11 protein-coding genes are annotated in these 12,436 nt (G+C 70.5%); 7 read left to right on the top strand and 4 right to left on the bottom strand.

Translation table 11 applies throughout. The features are described 5' to 3' along the window. Positions 1 to 264: 264 nt before the first annotated feature. From ACFOES_RS20240 to ACFOES_RS20210, 7 genes are all read left to right on the top strand, one after another. Positions 265 to 531, top strand: a complete 267-nt coding sequence (locus ACFOES_RS20240) for a spike base protein, RCAP_Rcc01079 family (protein ID WP_377835396.1) — start codon at positions 265 to 267, stop codon at positions 529 to 531. After that, positions 528 to 1,790 carry a phage head spike fiber domain-containing protein gene (locus ACFOES_RS20235; protein WP_377835394.1) on the top strand — a complete coding sequence of 421 codons (1,263 nt, stop codon included), beginning with the start codon at positions 528 to 530 and terminating at the stop codon, positions 1,788 to 1,790. Before ACFOES_RS20240 ends, ACFOES_RS20235 begins: the two co-directional genes overlap by 4 nt. Then, positions 1,787 to 2,188 carry a hypothetical protein gene (locus ACFOES_RS20230; RefSeq protein WP_377835392.1) on the top strand — a complete coding sequence of 134 codons (402 nt, stop codon included), beginning with the start codon at positions 1,787 to 1,789 and terminating at the stop codon, positions 2,186 to 2,188. Before ACFOES_RS20235 ends, ACFOES_RS20230 begins: the two co-directional genes overlap by 4 nt. A 312-nt stretch (positions 2,189 to 2,500) precedes the next feature. Further along, entirely contained in the window at positions 2,501 to 3,004 is a 504-nt protein-coding gene (locus tag ACFOES_RS20225) for a type III secretion system chaperone family protein (RefSeq protein WP_377835390.1), read from the top strand. A gap of 221 nt (positions 3,005 to 3,225) precedes the next feature. Further along, the gene (gene proC, locus ACFOES_RS20220) at positions 3,226 to 4,047 is read left to right on the top strand and encodes a pyrroline-5-carboxylate reductase (protein ID WP_377835388.1); all 822 of its coding nucleotides are present in this window, start codon (positions 3,226 to 3,228) and stop codon (positions 4,045 to 4,047) included. After that, on the top strand, positions 4,044 to 4,388 hold the full coding sequence (locus ACFOES_RS20215; RefSeq protein WP_377835386.1) for a tRNA-binding protein: 345 nt from the start codon (positions 4,044 to 4,046) through the stop codon (positions 4,386 to 4,388). Before proC ends, ACFOES_RS20215 begins: the two co-directional genes overlap by 4 nt. Next, positions 4,388 to 5,344, top strand: a complete 957-nt coding sequence (locus ACFOES_RS20210) for a 2-hydroxyacid dehydrogenase (protein ID WP_377835384.1) — start codon at positions 4,388 to 4,390, stop codon at positions 5,342 to 5,344. The genes ACFOES_RS20215 and ACFOES_RS20210 overlap by 1 nt, the downstream gene beginning before the upstream one ends. Positions 5,345 to 5,643: 299 nt before the next feature. Here the strand turns inward: ACFOES_RS20210 and ACFOES_RS20205 are convergent, their stop codons facing one another. From ACFOES_RS20205 to ACFOES_RS20190, 4 genes are read right to left on the bottom strand one after another with little or no spacing between them, the layout of a single operon-like run. Next, complete coding sequence (locus tag ACFOES_RS20205) at positions 5,644 to 7,722, bottom strand: glutamine amidotransferase (RefSeq protein WP_377835382.1); 2,079 nt, start codon at positions 7,720 to 7,722, stop codon at positions 5,644 to 5,646. Next, positions 7,719 to 10,520, bottom strand: a complete 2,802-nt coding sequence (locus ACFOES_RS20200) for a DUF4159 domain-containing protein (RefSeq protein WP_377835380.1) — start codon at positions 10,518 to 10,520, stop codon at positions 7,719 to 7,721. Before ACFOES_RS20200 ends, ACFOES_RS20205 begins: the two co-directional genes overlap by 4 nt. Then, positions 10,520 to 11,404 carry a DUF58 domain-containing protein gene (locus tag ACFOES_RS20195; protein ID WP_377835378.1) on the bottom strand — a complete coding sequence of 295 codons (885 nt, stop codon included), beginning with the start codon at positions 11,402 to 11,404 and terminating at the stop codon, positions 10,520 to 10,522. The genes ACFOES_RS20200 and ACFOES_RS20195 overlap by 1 nt, the downstream gene beginning before the upstream one ends. Continuing rightward, positions 11,401 to 12,408 (bottom strand): AAA family ATPase, encoded by a 1,008-nt coding sequence (locus ACFOES_RS20190; protein WP_377835376.1) that lies wholly within the window; start codon positions 12,406 to 12,408, stop codon positions 11,401 to 11,403. The genes ACFOES_RS20195 and ACFOES_RS20190 overlap by 4 nt, the downstream gene beginning before the upstream one ends. Between the last annotated feature and the right edge of the window lie 28 nt (positions 12,409 to 12,436).

Here is a 12,436-nt window from a genome sequence, read left to right as displayed (position 1 = left end):
CCTAAATTGGTGCCAGTCATTTATGAGTGCGTGACCTAGCCGGGCGGGCGCCTGACGCCCGGGCCGGCGCGGCGGCCGCCCGCCTCCGCGAACGCCGCTTCGTCGACGACAGGGTGAAAGCCGCACTCCTCGGCAAGGCCGCACGGTCCAGACCGCCCCTCTCCCGTTGCGGGTCCCGCCGCGGATGCGCGCGCCCCGGTTACGTCCCGTTTGGAGATCGCTGGCACAGTGCCGCGCAGCCTTCGCCAATCGAGGAGAGTTCCCATGTCCAACCCCTTTGCCGGGCGCGAGCCGGCCCTGTCAGGCCCCGCCACCGATATCGTGCCAGTGACGCCGTCCGACGCCACCGATCTCGGCCAGGTGGCGCTGGCGCTCTATGTCGAGACCGGCGGCACGCTGTCGATCGTGACCGAAGCCGGCCAGAGCCGCAGCGTGACCGTCGTCGACTTCTCGATCCTGCCGGTCGGCGTCCGGCGGGTGAACCAGACCGGCACCTCCGCCGGCGGCATCCACGCGATGGTGCTGGCATGAAGCTGGTCGCGGATCTGACGGCCACCACCGCGCCCTTCCGGCCGCGCCACCCGATCGCGCCGCCCTCGCTGGTGCTGGATTTCGCGGCCGGCTTCTATGGCGCGGCCAGCTTTGCCGAGCTGGTCACCTTCAGCCGCGGTAGCACGGCGACCTATTTCGACGCCGCCGGCACGCTTCGGGCCGCTGCAGTCGACATGCCGCGCTTCGACCACGACCCGATCACGGGCGCCGCGCTCGGGCTGGTGATCGAGGAAAGCCGGACCAACCTGGAGCTCCATTCGGAGCAGCTGGACAACGCGGCATGGATCAAGAGCAATGTCGCCGTCACGGCCAATGCGGTTGTGGCGCCGGATGGGGCGGCGAGCGCAGATCTCGTGGCCTCGACTGCCGGCACCACCGGCCAGCACATACGCCAGACGACGGCGATCAGCGCGGGCACCGACTACACCATGTCGCTGTTCTTCTTTGCCGGGTCTTCGAATGCGGTCTGGCTTCGCATCCTCAACGGCGCCGGCACGAGAACGTTGGGGGCTGTGCTTTTCGACCCGATTGCCGCAACGGTGACCTCCAGCACGAATCTCTTGTCTCCCCCCACCATTGCCGCCATCGGCGGCGGCTGGTTTCGCCTGTCGGCAGCGTTCAATTCGACGACCGAAACGAGCCTGGTGACCTACCTCTACCCGTCGAATGCTGTCGACAATTCGGGCAGTGTCCATCTCTGGGGCGTCCAGCTCGAAGCCGGCGGCTTCGCCAGCAGCTACATCCCGACCACCGGCGCGGCCGTGACCCGAGCGGCAGACCTGGCCGACAGAACGCTTGGGCCGGAATATGATGCCGTCGCCGGCACGGCCGTCGTCATCGGGGACACAGCGGATACCTCCGGGGCGGGAATTTCGCGCATTCTCAGCCTGAATTCAGGCAGCGGCAGCCGGATCGACGCGTTCATTGCGCCACAACCGAACAGGCAGCTTACCCTCGACGTCGCGGATGGGGGGAGTGTTCAGGCCAGCCCCGCAACGGCGAACCCGGTCGCATCCGACGGCAGTTTCAAGGCTGCGGCATCTTTTGCCGAGAACGACTTCGCTGTCGCGCTCGATGGCGCCCCCCCGGCGACGGAGGCGTCCGGCACGGTCCCTGCCGTGACAAAGCTGTCCCTCGGGACAGGGCCGACCGGCGACCATCTCAACGGCCATATCAGCTCTCTCGTCTATTACCCGCGCCGCCTGCCCGACGCCGACCTGCAGGAGCTGACCGCATGATCCCGCGCACCGACGCCGTCCTTCACATCGCCTCGGTGACCGACCTGGTCGCCTGGTTCGCCACCACCGCGCCCGGGCATCTTGCCGCGGACGGCCAGACCATCATCGGCTTCGACCGGACGCCGACGCATTTCACCGGCGATGCCGGGCTGGTCTATGTCCGGGTGCCGTCCGCCGAAATGACGACTTGGGCGGCCGCGCCCGGCGTCACCATCCTCGCCCGGGCGCCCTATGCCGGCCCCGGCACGCCCGACACGGTCTATGCCGCGCTCTTCACCGATGCCGGCATGGTCGCGCTCTACGATGCCGTCTATGACCGGACGCCGTTCCAGGCGGATGACGGGCAGGGCGGCACCGTCACCGTGACGCCGCCGGACCGCTTCGGGCAGATGGGCTGAAGCGGACTTCCCCCGGTCGCTGGGCCTGGCCGCCACGGCCGCTGGTTTCCTGCCCGGCCCGGGGCTTGCCCATGTCTTCAGCGCCGAACCGCGCCATCGCAAGCCCCGCCGTCGAAATTTGCAAGATTTTGTGGCGAGCTACAACATGAAGAGTTTTCCACAGCTTTTTTCCGAAAATATAGCTTTACAGACTATCGCTTTGCCCACACCATATCTAGTAAGGGCGGACACGAATACACGCCGACCCTTGTAAGGGCACCCAGCTTTTAGTGGGCATTTGCTCGCCGGAGGCTAATTTCCAGGAGCCAGGGCATGTCGCTATCCGAAGAGTTCCTCACCTCCGATGAGCTGCACCCGATCGACATCGTCGAGACGCTGGCAGAGCATCATGCGTGGGATTTCGACCGCATCACCGACGACCAGATCGCGATGGCGGTCGAAGGTCAATGGCGGACCTATTCGATCACGCTCGCCTGGTCGGGCCATGACGAAACCCTGCGCCTGATCTGCACCTTCGAGATGGAGCCGCCCGAGGCGCGGATGCCGGAAATCTACGAAACGCTCAACCATGTCAACGATACCTGCTGGGCCGGCGCCTTCACCTACTGGTCCGAGCAACGGCTGATGGTCTGGCGCTACGGGCTGGTTCTGGCCGGTGGCCAGGTGGCCGGGCCCGAGCAGATCGACCGGCTGATCGCCACCGCGGTGCTGACGGCCGAACGCTTCTACCCCGCCTTCCAGCTGGTCGCCTGGGGCAACGAGGCGCCGGCCGAGGCGATGAAGGTGGCGATTGCCGAGGCCTACGGCCACGCCTGAAGGGGCCGGCCGAAGCGGCCGCGGGGCCGAGACGAATTAAGTGCGGTGCGAGGGACCTGAAGAGCAGTGCGCACGGAGGCGGCGTCCGACCCGGAGAAGGGCGGGCGCCGCCGGTTTTCCGGACCTTCGTCATTCGCTCCCGCCCTGCTGAAAAGCCGGTTTCAACCACGGCCGTTGCGCTCTAGTCTGCCGGCCGGACAAGAAGGCCGGAGGACAACGCGATGAGTTTGGAGACGGTAAGCCGGCGCGGGCTGGTGCTGCTGGGCTGCGGCAAGATGGGATCGGCGATGCTGGCCGGCTGGCTGGGCCGGGGGCTGGCACCCGAGGCCGTCTGGGTGCTCGACCCGCACCCGTCGGACTGGCTGCAGGGGCTGGCCGAAAAGGGGCTGCACCTGAATGCAGACCTGCCGGACGATCCGGCGATCGTGCTGGTCGCCGTCAAGCCGCAGATGATGGCAGAGGCGCTGCCCCGGCTGGCGCCGCTAGGCAACGGCGCCACCCTGTTCCTCTCGGTCGCCGCCGGCACGCCGATCGCCTTCTACGAAAAGACGCTGGGCGATCGAACGCCGATCATCCGCGCCATGCCGAACACCCCGGCGGCGGTCGGCCGCGGCATCACCGCGCTGACCGGCAATGCCCGCGCCTCCGACACCGATCTGGACCTGGCCGAAACCCTGCTGGCGGCCGTCGGCCAGACCGTTCGGCTGGAAGGCGAACACCAGATGGACGCGGTGACCGCCGTCTCGGGTTCTGGCCCGGCCTATGTCTTCCACCTAATCGAGACGCTGGCGGCGGCGGGCGAGGCCGAGGGGCTGCCGGCCGAGTTGGCGATGACGCTGGCCAAGGCGACGGTCGCCGGCGCCGGCCATCTGGCGATGGAGGCCGAGGAAGGCCCGGCGCAGTTGCGCGTCAACGTCACCTCGCCGGGCGGCACCACCGCCGCCGCGCTCAAGGTGCTGATGGATCCCGATAGCGGGTTCCCGGCGCTTCTGAAGAAGGCGGTGAAGGCGGCGGCCGACCGCAGCCGGGAGCTGGCGCAATGAGCACCGAGACCATCTCCTTCGACGATTTCCTGAAAGTCGACATCCGCGTCGGCCGGATCACCCGGGCCGAACCCTTCCCCGAGGCGCGCAAGCCGGCGATCAAGCTCTGGGTCGATCTCGGCCCCGAGATCGGCGAGAAGAAAAGCTCGGCCCAGATCACCCGGCATTACACGCCCGAGGAGCTGCCCGGCAAGCTGGTGATGGCGGTGGTGAACTTCCCGCCGCGCCAGATCGGGCCGGTGAAATCCGAGGTGCTGGTGCTGGGGGTGCCGGACGATGACGGCGAGGTCGTGCTGCTGACGCCGGACAAGAATGTGCCCGTGGGCGGGAGGCTCTACTGATGCGCAAGCTCCTGATCACGCGGCGGCTGCCCGACCCGGTGATCGCCGCCGCCGAGGCGCGGTTCGACGTCACCCTGCGCGACGACACCAGCCCGCTGAGCAGCGACGAACTCGCGACGGCACTGCGCGACTACGATCTGGTGCTGCCGACGCTGGGCGACAGGTTCGATGCCGAGGCCTTCGCCGCCGTGCCGGAACCGCGCTGCAAGCTGCTGGCCAATTTCGGCGTCGGCTACAACCATATCGACGTCGCCGCGGCGCAGGCGGCCGGGGTTGCGGTGACCAACACGCCGGGCGCCGTCACCGATGCCACCGCCGATATCGCCCTGACGCTGATGCTGATGTCTGCCCGCCGTGCCGGCGAGGGCGAGCGGCTGGTGCGTTCGGGCGAATGGCAGGGCTGGCACCCGACCCAGATGCTGGGGCTGCACCTGACCGGCAAGGTGCTGGGCGTGGTCGGCATGGGCCGGATCGGCAAGGCGATCGCCAGGCGGGCGCATCATGGCTTCGACATGGAGGTGGTGTTCTTCAACCGCTCGCAAGTGGCCGAGCCGGGCGTGCCGGCGCGGCAGCTCGACAACCTGGCCGAGGTGATGGCGGCGGCCGATGTGGTGGTGATCGCGGTGCCGGCCAATCCGGCGACCCACCACCTGATCGGTGCCGAGGCGCTGGCGGCGATGAAGCCCACCGGCCACCTGGTCAACATCGCCCGCGGCGACATCGTCGACGAGGCGGCGCTGATCGCGGCCCTTGCCGAGGGCCGCATCGCCGGCGCCGGCCTCGACGTCTACGAGTTCGAGCCGAAGGTGCCCGAGGCGCTGCGGAGGCTCGACAACGTGGTGTTGCTGCCGCATCTGGGCACCGCCGCGCTCGAGGTGCGGACGTCGATGGGAATGATGGCGGTCGACAACCTGATCGCCTTCGACGACGGACGGGAGCTGTCGAACCCGGTGTAGGACTGCGTCTTTCCCGCCCTTTGGCGCCTAGCTTCAGCAATACCCTCAAGCCGATCGACCGGCCATTTCGGCAAACTGCTCCCGTGCGATCCGCAGAACAAGCTGCGCGAGCGCCGGACCGTGGGCTGGCGCCGCAACGTCTGATCGGTGCGCTTCATGTCAGCCAAGTCCGGACGACATACGCACGTCGCGCCAGCTCTGACAAAGCGCCAGACCGCCGGGACGGTCCGGCGCTCGCGCGGCGGCCTGTGGCCTTGATTCCGCACTAGGGCGCCGCCCTTTTCGCCATGTATCGAAGCCTACCGCCGCCCCTCGCGCAGCCAGGCGCCGATGGCGAGCAGCGCGGCAAGGAGCAGCAGCGCCCAGGCCGGCAACAGCGGCATCACCCGCAGGTCGCGGGTGACATAGGCATGGCGCGGGGTGATGCCGATCCAGCCGCGCCCGGCCGCCACCCGGCCCTCGCCGACCTGGCGGATATCCGGCATCCCGTCTTCCAACCGCACCGCCCCGCCGCGATGCTGCGCCAGCGCCGGCGCCAGCTTGTCGCTGGTCGCGATGGTCTCGGCGAATTCGCGCGGCGCCGAGGGGCCGACCGCGATCACCGCCTTCTGGTCGCCCTCGGCCAGCCGGTAGAGCCCCATGTCCGGCGCGGTCCAGGTCGCGGTGAACTTGCCCGGCTCGGTCTCTGTCAGCGGCACCGTCACCAGTTTGCCGTCCGGCCCGGTGATCGTCACCGCGTCGTGCCCCTCGCTCAAGGAGCGGCGGGTGATGGTCACGGTCTGGCCCTCGGCCGTGGCGGTCAGCGCCTCTTCCTCGAGCTCGGGCTCCTTCATCATCCAGTGCGCCAGCCGGCGCAGCAGTTCCAGCTGCGGCCCGCCGCCCTCGTAGCCCCGGCTCCACAGCCAGGCCTGGTCGGAGGCCAGCATCGCCACCCGGCCCTTGCCGACCCGGTCGAGCACCAGCAGCGGCTTGCCGTCGATGCCCGACATCACGGTCTGGCCGCCGCGCGCCTCCATCTCGATCTGGCGGAACCAGCGGCCCCAGCCCGGCCCCTTCTCGCCCGGCTTGGGTTTCGGGCCGAAGGCGGCCAGCCCCTCGGTGACGGGATGGCGCTGGCCCAGCTTGGTGATCTCGGGCTTGAAGCCCTGCACCAGCACCCGCGACGAGGGCGTCACCGGCAGGATATCGGCCAGCGGCGAACGCCACAGGCTGTCGGCCGAGCCGAATTCCGGCCCCGCCGCCACCAGCACCGCGCCGCCGTTCTCGACGTAGTTCTTGACGTTATCGAGATAGGCCGAGGGCAGGATGCCGCGCCGGCGGTAGCGGTCGAAGATGATCAGGTCGAACTGGTCGATCTTGTCGATGAACAGCTCGCGCGTCGGGAAGGCGATCAGCGACAGTTCCGAGACCGGCACCCCGTCCTGCTTTTCCGGCGGCCGCAGGATGGTGAAATGGACCAGATCGACGGAGCTGTCGGATTTCAGCAGGTTGCGCCAGACCCGTTCGCCGGCATGGGGCTCGCCCGAGACCAGCAGCACGCGCAGCCGGTCGCGGACGCCGTTGATCTGGACCACGGCGGCATTGTTGCGGTCGGTCAGCTCGCCGGGCTGCGCCGCGACGCGGAACTGCAGCGCGTTCATCCCGCCATGGGGCAGCGTCACCGGCACCGAGATATCCTCGCCCACCGGCACGTCGTAGCTCTGCGGCTCGCCGCCGTCGATCGAGACCTCCAGCGGCGCGCTCTTGCCCAGCCCGGCGGGCACCTTGCCCTGATCCTCGATCCGCAGCGTCAGCGTCACCGGCTCGCCCATGATCGCGAAGGCGGGGGCGTCCTTGATCGTCAGGCGCCGGTCCCAGTCGGTCTCGTGCCCGGTCATCAGCAGGTTGAGCGGCGCCGGCAGGTCGGGCGTCTGGGCCATGTCATGGACCTGCCCGTCCGAGATCACGATCTCGCCCGCCACCCGGCCGCGCGGCTCTTCCGCCAGCGCCCCGGACAGCGCGCCCATCGCCAGCGTGCCGCCATCGCCCGGCGCGTCGCCGACGGTGACCTGACGCAGCTCGGTATTGGGCAGGGCGGCGATCTTCGCCTTCACCGCCGCCACCGCCGCCGAGGTCTGGGCCTCGCGGTCGCCGATCTTCTGGCTGGCGCTGCGGTCGGTGACCAGCAGCACGATGTCCGACAGCGGCTGGCGATCCTCGGTCTGCAGCGACGGGTTGGCCAGCGCGGTCAGCAGCACCAGCGCCGTCAGCCCGCGCAGTCCCCAGCCCGACAGCCCGCGCCAGCCGGCGAACATGACCGTGACCACCGCCACGGCCAGCGCCGCCCACAGCACCGGCCAGGGCAGGAAAGGCGCGAAGATGACCGTGCCCCAGTTCATTGCCCCAGCCTTTCCAGCAAGGCGGGCACGTGGACCTGGTCGGACTTATAGTTGCCGGTCAGCACATGCATGATCAGGTTGACGCCGAAGCGGTAGGCCAGCTCGCGCTGGCGTTCGCCGCCATAGCCGCGGCCGATCGGGAACATTGCCCGGCCCTGACCGTCCACCGCCCAGGCGGCGGCGTAATCGTTCGAGCCGATCACCACCGGCGTCACCCCGTCATTGAGGTTGCGGAACGGCATCCCCTCGACCTTCTTCGCCCCCGGCGGCGCCGCCTCGACCCAGAGCTTGCCGCCCGAGTAGCGGCCGGGGAAATCCTGGATCAGGTAGAAGGAGCGCGTCAGCACGTGGTCCGGCGGCACCGGCGCCAAGGCCGGGATGTCGAGCCCGGCGGCGATCTGCTGCAGGCGGCGGGCGTTGGGGGTGGTGGTGGTGCCGACGGCGATATCGGCGTCGCGGGTGTCGAACAGGATCATCCCGCCGGTGCGCAGGTAGTCGTTCAGCTTGACATAGGCCGCCTGCGACGGCAGCGGCTCAGCCGCCGTCACCGGCCAGTAGAGGAAGGGGAAGAAGGCCAGTTCGTCTTTCTCGATATCCACCGCCATCGGGGTTTCCGGCTCGACCGAGGTGCGCTGGGTCAGCACGTCCGAGAGGCCCTGCAGCCCGGCCTGGGCGATGCGGTCGACCTCGGCATTGCCGGTGACGACATGGGCCAGGACGACGCCGCTGGTCGCCCGGATCGCGAAGGCGTCGCCGGCCGGGGTGCCGTCCTGCGCCCGGACCTGCCCCGGTAGCGCCAGCGCCAACAGGACCACGGCGGCCGCGCCCGTGACCGCGCCGGCCCGCGCCCCGCGCAGCCGGCCCGAAAGCAGCAAGGAGGCGATCAGGTCGAGCAGCAGCAACAGCAGCGCCGCCGACAGGAAGGCCCCCTTGAGCGCCGTCTCGCGCGCCGCCGCCAGCCCCTCGATCACCGTGCCGGCGGGCCAGGCGGCAGGGGTCAGCACGTCCGTCTGACCGATGATGTTCAGTGCCACCCGCCGGTCGTCGCTGCGGTAGAGGCCCGGCGGCGTCTCCGGCCCCGCCTTGGCCGCGGCCAGCGCCTCGCCGGCGATCCCGGCGGTCTGGCCGGCATCGCGCAGCGCGCCGAAGCCGTCGAGCAGCTTGGCCGGCACCCAGGTCGTGCCCTTGAGCTCCTCCGCCGTCGGCCGCGCCGGCCGGGTCGAGACCGCCAGCCGGTCGAGCATGCGCACGAACAGCCCCGACAGCGGCAACGTCGACCATTCGGCATTGGCGGTGACGTGGAACAGGACCACCTGCCCTTTCCCCACCGGCTTGCGCGTCACCAGCGGGGTGCCGTCGGCGAGGCTGGCGATGGTGCGGGCGGCCAGGGTCGGGTCGGGCTGGGCCAGCACCTGCGCGTTGACAGTGACGTCGCCGGGGATGGTGAGCCCGTAGAAGGGCGAGCCCTTGGCGAAGGGGCGCAGCTTCTTCGGCTCGCCCCAGCTCATCGCGCCGCCGACTGTGCGGCCGCCGATCCGCAGTCGCACCGGCATCAGCGGGTCCTCGCTGTCGCGCGAGATGTCGCTCGCCGCCAGCCGCGGCCCGGCGAAGCGCAGCAGCAGCCCGCCCTTGTCGGTCCAGTCGAGCAGCTCCTTGCTCTCCTGCGGGCTGAGCTTGGCGACATCGGCGAGGATGATGACGTCCGGGCTGGCCAGCAGGATATCCTCGAAATTGCCCTCGATGATGTCGGCAGTCGGCTTCAGCGCCTCGCGCAGGTAATGCAGCGGCGACAGCAGTTGCAGCCCCTCGCGGTCGCGGCTGCCGGCCATCAGCGCCACCTTGCGGCGCTTGAGCGCGTCGTCAGTCAGGCTGACGGCGCCGGCGGAATGCTGGCCGGCGATCTCGAAGCGGTTGATGCGGTTGCGCAGCTCGGGCGGCAGGCCGAGCTTGACCTCGGCCGTGTCCGCCCCGGCCGGGAAGCTGGCCGAGACGGTGGCAAGTTGACGCTCGCCGCCGTTCGGGCCGGTGCCCTGGGCGGTGATGTCGACCTTGGCGTCCGAGCCGGTGAGGGCGCGCAGGGCGGTGAGCTGGATGGCGCCGTCGGCGAAGACCGGCGGCCGCAGCGCCAGTGCCGGGCGCGGGCTTTCGAACACCGTCACCGCCCCATGCGCCTCCAGCGCCCGGTGCAGCGCCGGCCGGCTGTCGCGCGCCAGCCCGTCGGACAGCCAATACGTATCGAAGCGGCCTGTCAGGCCCCTGGCCCAGGCCTCGACCGCGGCGTCATCTGGCGCCCACGGCACCGGCTTGATGCCGGGCAGGCGGCTCTGCCAGGCATCGGCGGCCATGAATTGCGGCGCTCCGTCACCGTCGCGGGCCTGTTCCGGCAGGTCGGTCAGCGACACCACCGCCACCCGGCGGCCGGCATTGCCCGCGTCCTCGAGGAGGCCCGTCACCCGGTCCAGCCGCCGCTGCCAGTCGCGGGCGCTGGCCCAGCTGCCGTCGAAGACGATCAGCAGCGGCCCCTGGCCCGGGTGCTGCACCTTGGGGTTCAGCACCGGCCCGGCAAAGGCGACGATCGCCGCCGCGATCGCCAGCATCCGCAGCAGCAACAGCCACCAAGGCGTCCGGTCGGTCTCGGCACTGTCATCCTTCAGCCCGAGCAGCAGCGCCACACCGGGAAAGCGCCGCCGGATCGGCGCCGGCGGCACGGCGCGCAGAAGGATCCACAGCAAGGGAAGCGCGGCGAGGCCGAGCAGCAGCCACGGCGTGGTGAAGCCTATGGGACCGAGCACCCACATCAGCGCGTGCGCTCCAGCGCCTGGTAGAGCCAGAGCAGCGCGGTCAGCGCCGGCTGGCCGGTATGGTGGCAGAGATATTGCCAGCCGGTGGCGCGGGCGAGGACCGCCAGCCGGTCCTTGCGCTCGGCCAGCCGGTCGAGATAGCGGCTGCGCAGGTCGCCCGCCCGCAAAGTCTCGTGCCGCAGCGCGCCGGTCATGCTCTCGAAGATGGTGCGGCCATCGAAGGGAAAGCTCTCCTCGACCGGATCGAGCACCTGCAGCAGCGCCCCCTTGACGCCGTGGTCGGCCGCCCGGGTCAGCGCAGCCTCGATCGACGCCGGATCGCCGAGGAAATCGGAGACGAAGACCGCCCGGCCGTGATGCGGCAGCACCGAGGCGTCGGGCGTGCCGTAGTCCGCCGCCGCCTCGGCCGCCATCGCCTGCGCCAGGCGCAGCAGCTGCAGCTGGCCCGAGCGCGGCGGCAGCGCGCTGCCGGTCAGGCCCACCCGCTCGCCCGCGCGGACCAAGAGCACCGCCAGCGCCAGGGCGATCAGCCGCGCCCGGTCGCCCTTGTCCGGCCGCGCCCTGGCGTCGCCGCTGAACGCCATCGACCGCGCCCCGTCGACCCAGAACACCACCGACTGCGCCGCCTGCCACTCCTTCTCGCGCACGTAATGGGCGTCAGACCGGGCCGAGCGGCGCCAGTCGATCATCCGCGCCTCGTCGCCGGCATGGGCGGCGCGGTATTGCCAGAATTCGTCGCCCAGCCCGGCACGCCGGCGGCCATGCTCGCCCAGCATCACCGAGGCCGCCAGGTGCTCGGCCTCGGCCAAGAGCGGCGGCAGCGCCCCGGCAAGGCCCTCGGCCCGGCCCCGCAGGGCCGTGGGGGCGGCCGGATCGCTCACGCGGCGGCCTCGACCCGGGTCACCTGCGCCGCGACGTTGTCGATCAGGCCGGACAGGCTCTCGCCCCGGGCGCGGGCGGCGAAGTTCAGCGCCATGCGGTGGCTCAGCACCGGCCGCGCCATCGCCGCGACATCCTCGGCCGAGGGCGCCAGCCGGCCGTCGAGCAGCGCCCGCGCCCGCACCGTCAGCATCAGCGCCTGCGCCGCGCGCGGCCCCGGGCCCCAGGCCACCGACTCGCCCACCTGGGCGCCGGCCTCCGGCTCACCGGGCCGGCAGGCACGGACCAGATCGAGGATCATCTCGAGCACCGCCTCGCCCACCGGCATCCGCCGCAGCACGGTCTGCGCCGCCAGCAGCTCGGCATCGGTGAAGACCTGTTCCGACTGCGCCTCCTCGACACCCGTCGTCGCCAGCAGGATGTCGCGCTCGGCCGCGCGGTCGGGATAGTCGACATCGACCTGGACCAGGAAACGGTCGAGCTGGGCCTCGGGCAGCGGATAGGTGCCCTCCTGCTCGATCGGGTTCTGGGTGGCGAGGACGTGGAAGGGCGCGCCCAGCGGCCGGTGCTGGCCGGCGATCGTCACCTCGCGCTCCTGCATCGCCTGCAGCAGCGCCGATTGCGTCCGGGGCGAGGCGCGGTTGATCTCGTCCGCCATCAAGAGCTGGCAGAACACCGGCCCCTCGATGAAGCGGAAGGCGCGCGAGCCGTCGGCCGCCGTTTCCAGCACCTCGGAGCCGAGGATGTCGGCCGGCATCAGGTCGGGGGTGAACTGGATCCGGTTGCCCTTGAGCCCCATCACCGTCGACAGGGTGTCGACCAGCCGGGTCTTGCCCAGCCCGGGCAGGCCGATCAGCAGCGCGTGGCCGCCGCAAAGCAGCGCCGACAGCACCAGCCCGACGACCCGGTCCTGGCCGATGAACCGGCGCTCGATCGAGGCCCGGGCCAGCGACAGGCGTTCGCCCAGCGCCTCGATTTCCCCCACCAGCGCGGCGTCCTCGGTCATGACAATGCTCCCTTCGCGGCTATATAGG

This window comes from Acidimangrovimonas pyrenivorans (genome assembly GCF_042643245.1).
Classification (GTDB): Bacteria; Pseudomonadota; Alphaproteobacteria; order Rhodobacterales; family Rhodobacteraceae; genus Acidimangrovimonas; species Acidimangrovimonas pyrenivorans.
The sequence above is the reverse complement of the archived record's forward strand: the minus strand, read 5'-3'. Positions and strand labels throughout refer to the sequence as shown.

Bases quoted from the DNA above. Each gene is read 5' to 3' on its own strand.
- ACFOES_RS20215 (WP_377835386.1), top strand. From the start codon at position 4,044: ATGAGCACCGAGACCATCTCCTTCGACGATTTCCTGAAAGTCGACATC.
- ACFOES_RS20200 (WP_377835380.1), bottom strand. From the start codon at position 10,520: ATGTGGGTGCTCGGTCCCATAGGCTTCACCACGCCGTGGCTGCTGCTC.
- ACFOES_RS20235 (WP_377835394.1), top strand. From the start codon at position 528: ATGAAGCTGGTCGCGGATCTGACGGCCACCACCGCGCCCTTCCGGCCG.
- ACFOES_RS20225 (WP_377835390.1), top strand. From the start codon at position 2,501: ATGTCGCTATCCGAAGAGTTCCTCACCTCCGATGAGCTGCACCCGATC.
- proC (WP_377835388.1), top strand. From the start codon at position 3,226: ATGAGTTTGGAGACGGTAAGCCGGCGCGGGCTGGTGCTGCTGGGCTGC.
- ACFOES_RS20190 (WP_377835376.1), bottom strand. From the start codon at position 12,408: ATGACCGAGGACGCCGCGCTGGTGGGGGAAATCGAGGCGCTGGGCGAA.
- ACFOES_RS20210 (WP_377835384.1), top strand. From the start codon at position 4,388: ATGCGCAAGCTCCTGATCACGCGGCGGCTGCCCGACCCGGTGATCGCC.
- ACFOES_RS20240 (WP_377835396.1), top strand. From the start codon at position 265: ATGTCCAACCCCTTTGCCGGGCGCGAGCCGGCCCTGTCAGGCCCCGCC.
- ACFOES_RS20230 (WP_377835392.1), top strand. From the start codon at position 1,787: ATGATCCCGCGCACCGACGCCGTCCTTCACATCGCCTCGGTGACCGAC.
- ACFOES_RS20205 (WP_377835382.1), bottom strand. From the start codon at position 7,722: ATGAACTGGGGCACGGTCATCTTCGCGCCTTTCCTGCCCTGGCCGGTG.